The sequence below is a fragment of the Pusillimonas sp. genome, from assembly GCF_029263785.1.
In the GTDB taxonomy this organism is placed as follows: domain Bacteria; phylum Pseudomonadota; class Gammaproteobacteria; order Burkholderiales; family Burkholderiaceae_B; genus Pusillimonas.
The window spans coordinates 1-4,401 of the sequence record NZ_JAJUFE010000087.1 but is presented as its reverse complement, the minus strand read 5'-3'; the positions used below and the strand labels follow the sequence as shown (position 1 = coordinate 4,401).

Below are 4,401 nucleotides of genomic sequence, written 5' to 3'. Positions count from 1 at the left end.
GGCCTGGCAGGTTCCTATCTGCTTTCCGACGTACGCAAGATCATGTAATGCATGCCGCGCCATGAGCGCGGCCTAATGAATAAACACCATATCAATACGAGGTTGAAACATGAGTTTCGGTCAGGGTCTTAGCGGTCTCAAGGCAGCAGCGCAGAGAATCGACGTCATTGGCAATAACATCGCCAACTCCAACACGGTCGGGTTCAAATCCTCCAGCGTCTCGTTTGCTGACGTCTACGCAAGTTCGCGGGTCGGTCTCGGTACGCAGATCGCTGGTGTGAATCAGGATTTCACCGTGGGCAACCTGTCGGTGACCGGCGGGCAGTTTGATATTGCGATCGACGGCGGCACGGGCTTGTTCCGTGTAGTTGATTCAAGCGGGTCCGTTTTCTTCACCCGTAATGGTGAGTTTTCGCCTAACAAGGAAGGCTATCTGACAAATGCGCAGGGTCACTTCCTTACCGGCTACGTGTTGAATCAGGAAACCGGCGCATACAGCCTCCAGCCTGAACCCATTCGCCTGCCCACCGGCAATATTGCACCCCTGGCCACGGGTTCGAATATTGAGAACAATCCGGAATCCGGGGTTTTGGCCAGGGCGATGAACCTGGACGCAAAGGCTGACCCCATCGACGCCACGATCGTATTTCCGAACCTGTCGACGGCACCGAATGCACCGAAGGTTCCCGATCCTTCCTCCTACAACATGTCTGTGCCCATGACGGTTTACGACTCTCTGGGTCGGGAACACCAGCTTACACAGTACTTCAGGAAGACCGGCGAGAATGAATGGTCAGTGTTCTACCAACTGGGCTCGGAGATTCCGGCCGACTGGCAAGAGCACAAGATCAAATTCAAGTCGAATGGGGAAATTGTTAAGCCCGACCCCGACGCAACTCCGCCCATTACTACAGATACCAGCAGGACTACGCTCACCTTCAACATCACGGGCGCTGAGCCACTCGTGATTCCGGTGAACTACGAGGAAGCCACCCAGTTTGGCGGGCCCTTCAACTATCAGTTCGTACAAGATGGCTACCCCACCGGTGAATACGCCAGCATGGGCGTGTCTGCTGACGGCACAGTCGTCGCTAACTACACCAACGGTGAAATGCTCGAAGTCGGTTATATCGTGCTGGCAGACTTTCCCAATATGCAGGGTTTGAGCCCGGTGGGTGGCAATGCTTGGGCACAGTCCCCGGACTCCGGCGCGCCTCGGCTTGGCCGACCCGGACAGAACGGCCTGTCCAACCTCATGAGCCAGGCACTGGAAGAGTCCAACGTGGACATCAGTACCGAACTGGTGAACATGATCATCACGCAGCGTACCTACCAGGCCAACGCACAGTCCATCACGACGCAAAGCGAGATGATGCAGAACCTGCTGAACATTCGATAGGCGTCTGAATGGACCGCATCGTTTATACCGCCGCGTCGGGCGCTTCTCGGGTGCTGGAGCACCAGAGCATCGTCAGCAACAACCTTGCGAACGCAAGCACGGCAGGGTTTCGCGAGGAATTGGCCATTTACCGTGCTGTACCGCTGCAGGGGCACAATGCGCTGCCCACGCGCGTCAGCACGGCAACGGCCAGCACGGCAAGCAGCTATCAGCAGGGTGCCATGGCCGAAACCGGTCATGCCCTCGACCTCGCCATTCGTGGAGAAGGTTGGTTCGCGGTTCAGACGCCGGATGGCGAAGCCTATACGCGGGCAGGGGAGTTCGGCATTAATGTCGACAACGTCATGGTGACGCAATCAGGGATGCCCGTGCTGTCTGCAGAGAACGCGCCTATCGAAATCCCCGAACGCGGCACGCTCACGTTTTCGGATGACGGCCAAATCTCTGTAATCGGTGCGGGCGATAACCCCAACGACATTCAGAATATCGGCCAAGTGAAGTTGGTGAACCCGCCCGCCGGGCAACTGGTGCGCGGCGAGGACGGTCTGTTCCGTTTGGCCGGAGGGCAACCCGCGCCGGCCGATCCACAAGTTCGGTTGGTGTCGGGTTTCGTGGAACGCAGCAATGTGAACCCGGCCGAGGCCATGGTCAGCATGATTGCCAACGCTCGGCTTTTCGATATGCAGATGCGCGTGATTCAGGAAGCCAAGACCAACGCGGAACGTGCCAACGGCATTCTTTCAGCGCAATAAACGAATCTCAGCTTGAACCGGCCCTGTGGGGCCAGATAGGAAACAGGAAATGATACGCTCCCTCTGGATCGGCAAAACCGGGCTGGAAACTCAACAGACCAGCCTGGATGTGATCTCGAACAACCTGGCCAACGTCAGCACGGCAGGTTTCAAGCGCACCCGTGCGGTCTTTGAAGACCTCATGTACCAAACCATCCGGCAACCGGGCGCTCAAGTGGGTGCGGCCAACCAATTGCCTTCTGGTCTGCAAGTTGGTAGCGGTGTTCGCACCGTCGCCACTGAGCGCATCCACACCCAGGGCAACCTCAACAATACCGGCAACAGCCTTGATATCGCCATTCAGGGCAAGGGTTTTCTGGAAGTTGAACTGCCCGATGGCACACTGGCTTACACCCGTGATGGCAGCCTGCAGGTCAACCAAGATGGTCAAATCGTGACCGCTGGTGGTTATGTTGTTCAACCTCCGCTCAATATTCCCGACAATGCGCTCAGCGTCACCATTGCCCGTGACGGCACGGTTTCCGTTACTCAGGCCGGTGCACCGGGTGTAAACGTGGAAGTTGGCCAGCTGCAGTTGGCTACGTTCATCAACCCCACCGGCCTGCACAGCATGGGCGAGAACCTGTACCTGGAATCCGATGCATCGGGCCCGGTCAACTTCGCTCAACCCGGGCTGGATGGCGCTGGCACCATTCTGCAGGAATACATCGAAACGTCGAACGTCAATGTGGCCGAGGAACTGGTGAACATGATCACCACTCAGCGCGCCTATGAAATGAACAGCAAGTCCATCGAGACCTCCGATGCAATGCTGAACCGTCTCTCGCAACTCTGATGCTTTCCCTTTTCCGCCGTTACGCAGCAATTGCTCTGGTGGCAGCCCTCAGTGGCTGCGCCATGATTCCTCCCGAACCCATTGTGACGGGGCCCCTGACGGCGGAACCGCCGGTACCTTACGCCATGCCCGATGCCGTGCCAAATGGCTCTATTTATCAGCCCACGGCTTATGGCAACTACCCCTTGTTCGAAGATCGTCGCCCCCGCAATGTCGGCGACATTGTCACGGTCGTGATTCAGGAAAAGACGAACGCGCAGAAGAGCGTAGGCACGTCCACTGAACGGACAAGTGGCGCAACACTGGGCTGGGGCGCCGTGCCGACAATTCTTCCGGGCAACGTGAGCCCCGATCAAGAATTCAACGTGTCCGGCAGCAACAATATGGACGGTACCGGCTCGACCCGCGCGAACAATCTGTTCACGGGTACTCTCACCACTACCGTCGTGGGCGTGCTGCCCAATGGCAACCTGCAGATTGCCGGCGACAAGCAAATCGCCATCAATCGGGGTAGCGAGTATCTGCGCTTTTCCGGCGTGGTGGACCCACGCTCTATTTCCGGCAACAACACAGTTGCTTCCACCCAGGTCGCCGACGCCAAGATCGAATTCCGGAGCAAAGGCGTGATGGACGAAGTCCAGACCATGGGCTGGCTGCAGCGTTTCTTCCTCAATGTTTCTCCGTTCTGACATGATCAATCGCTCCAAGCTTCGCTGGCAGAAAATGTGGCACGCCGCAGCCACCGCGCTGCTGTGCGCAGGCCTGGCTGCCCCGGCCATGGCCGAACGCATCAAGGACCTCGCCACCATCCAGGGTGTGCGGTCCAACCCTCTCGTGGGCTACGGGCTTGTCGTGGGCCTGGACGGAACCGGCGATCAGGTCCGCCAAACACCGTTCACCCAGCAAAGCTTGACCAATATGCTTTCGCAACTGGGCATCACGGTTCCCCAGGGCACCAACATGCAGGTACGTAACGTGGCCGCAGTAATGGTTACGGCAAACCTGCCGGCATTTGCGCAACCGGGCCAAACCCTTGATGTCGTCGTTTCCGCCATGGGTAATGCCAAGAGCCTGCGTGGCGGCACGCTGCTGATGACGCCCATGAAGGGTGCGAACGGCCAGGTATATGCCATTGCTCAGGGCAATATTCTTGTCGGTGGCGCAGGAGCAGAAGCAGGCGGTTCTAGCGTGCAGGTCAACTCCTTGAATGGCGGGATCATTTCCAATGGTGCTGTTGTTGAGCGCTCTGTGCCCACCACGTTCGCACGCGATGGCGTCATCCGACTGGAGCTGAACCACAATGATTTCGGTGCTACGCAGGCAGTGGTTAACGCATTGAACAAGCGTTTTGGCCCCGGCACCGCCATGTCTACCGACGCGCGCGTCGTGCAGCTGCGGGCGCCAACCGATCCGTC

General features: G+C 58.0%; 5 protein-coding genes. All 5 read left to right on the top strand.

Annotated elements, in window-relative coordinates; translation table 11 throughout:
- The first annotated feature begins 109 nt into the window (after window positions 1-109).
- Complete coding sequence (gene flgE / locus Q1J88_RS12740) at window positions 110-1,399, top strand: flagellar hook protein FlgE (RefSeq protein WP_301118107.1); 1,290 nt, start codon at window positions 110-112, stop codon at window positions 1,397-1,399.
- Window positions 1,400-1,407: 8 nt separating this feature from the next.
- A complete protein-coding gene (flgF, locus tag Q1J88_RS12735; protein WP_301118106.1) occupies window positions 1,408-2,151 on the top strand; it encodes a flagellar basal-body rod protein FlgF in 744 nt (247 codons plus the stop codon).
- Between the two features lie 49 nt (window positions 2,152-2,200).
- On the top strand, window positions 2,201-2,986 hold the full coding sequence (flgG, locus tag Q1J88_RS12730; RefSeq protein ID WP_301118105.1) for a flagellar basal-body rod protein FlgG: 786 nt from the start codon (window positions 2,201-2,203) through the stop codon (window positions 2,984-2,986).
- The gene (locus tag Q1J88_RS12725; RefSeq protein WP_301118104.1) at window positions 2,986-3,675 is read left to right on the top strand and encodes a flagellar basal body L-ring protein FlgH; all 690 of its coding nucleotides are present in this window, start codon (window positions 2,986-2,988) and stop codon (window positions 3,673-3,675) included. Before flgG ends, Q1J88_RS12725 begins: the two co-directional genes overlap by 1 nt.
- A 34-nt stretch (window positions 3,676-3,709) precedes the next feature.
- The coding region (locus Q1J88_RS12720; protein WP_301118108.1) for a flagellar basal body P-ring protein FlgI at window positions 3,710-4,401 on the top strand (692 nt) is incomplete at its 3' end.

Excerpts from the sequence above, each read along its gene's own strand:
- flgG (WP_301118105.1), top strand. The coding sequence starts at position 2,201 with ATGATACGCTCCCTCTGGATCGGCAAAACCGGGCTGGAAACTCAACAG.
- flgF (WP_301118106.1), top strand. The coding sequence starts at position 1,408 with ATGGACCGCATCGTTTATACCGCCGCGTCGGGCGCTTCTCGGGTGCTG.
- flgE (WP_301118107.1), top strand. The coding sequence starts at position 110 with ATGAGTTTCGGTCAGGGTCTTAGCGGTCTCAAGGCAGCAGCGCAGAGA.
- Q1J88_RS12725 (WP_301118104.1), top strand. The coding sequence starts at position 2,986 with ATGCTTTCCCTTTTCCGCCGTTACGCAGCAATTGCTCTGGTGGCAGCC.